Source organism: Dyadobacter sp. (genome assembly GCF_051859145.1).
In the GTDB taxonomy this organism is placed as follows: domain Bacteria; phylum Bacteroidota; class Bacteroidia; order Cytophagales; family Spirosomataceae; genus Dyadobacter.
The window spans coordinates 6695-7767 of the sequence record NZ_JBHYGF010000197.1 but is presented as its reverse complement, the minus strand read 5'-3'; the positions used below and the strand labels follow the sequence as shown (position 1 = coordinate 7767).

General features: G+C 47.9%; 2 protein-coding genes. Both read left to right on the top strand.

The window, feature by feature from the left end; all coding sequences use genetic code 11:
* A partial coding sequence (gene fabG, locus ACTIE6_RS12635) for a 3-oxoacyl-ACP reductase FabG (protein WP_439556983.1) occupies positions 1–715 on the top strand: 715 nt, incomplete at its 5' end.
* 3 nt (positions 716–718) lie between these two features.
* Positions 719–1073: beta-ketoacyl synthase N-terminal-like domain-containing protein (locus tag ACTIE6_RS12630; RefSeq protein ID WP_439556982.1), on the top strand; the 355-nt coding region annotated here is incomplete at its 3' end.

Genomic DNA, 1073 nt, shown 5'->3' with positions numbered 1-1073 from the left:
AACTGGAGCTTCCTGGGGACTCGGAAGGGCGATTGCGGTACACTGGGCAAAAGACCACGGCTTGCATATTCTCGTGAACTATGCTTCCAATGAGGAGGCTGCGAAAGAAACACTGGCAGAAATAGAAGAAAACGGCGGTACCGGCGAGCTGATGCAGTTTAATGTGCAGACAAAAGCTGAGGTAGATGCTGCCCTGAATGCCTGGAAAGAAAAAAACGAGGATAAGACGATCAGCGTGTTGGTGAACAATGCCGGCATCACCCGCGACGGTTTGTTTATGTGGATGCCCGAACAGGATTGGGATGATGTGCTGAACATTTCTACCAAAGGTTTATTCAATGTAACCCAGAATGCGATCCAGCAGATGCTGCGTAAAAGAACAGGCAGGATTGTCAATATTGCCTCAGTTTCAGGGATGAAAGGGGTCGCGGGGCAAACCAACTATTCTGCTGCGAAAGGGGCGATTATCTCGGCTACGAAAGCTTTGGCGCAGGAAGTGGCCAAACGCAAAATCACTGTCAATGCAGTTGCGCCTGGTTTTATCACCAGTGATATGACCAAAGATTTAAATGAAGCAGAATTGAAACAAATGATCCCGATGAACCGTTTTGGTACGGCCGCCGAAGTAGCGCACCTGGTTAGTTTCCTTGTTTCTGACAAAGCTGCCTACATTACCGGCGAGGTCATTAATATCAACGGAGGAATTTATTCGTAACAAATGAGTCGCAGAGTTGTTATCACCGGAATTGGAATTTACTCCTGCCTCGGCCAGAACCTGGAAGAGGTAGCTAAATCGCTGTATGCCGGTAAAAGCGGGATTGTATTTGATCAGGTAAGAAAAGACTTCGGCTTCCGCTCGGCATTAACGGGAATGGTAGCAGAGCCTGAGCTGAAAAACTATCTTTCGAGAAGACAACGTCTGGGAATGCACCAGCCAGCTATATACGCTTATATGGCAACGCGCGAGGCACTCGAATTTTCGGGACTCGACATTGATTTTCTTGACAAAACCGAAACCGGGATCATTTACGGAAACGATAGTACCGCAGCTTCTGTGGTAGAAGCAGTGGACA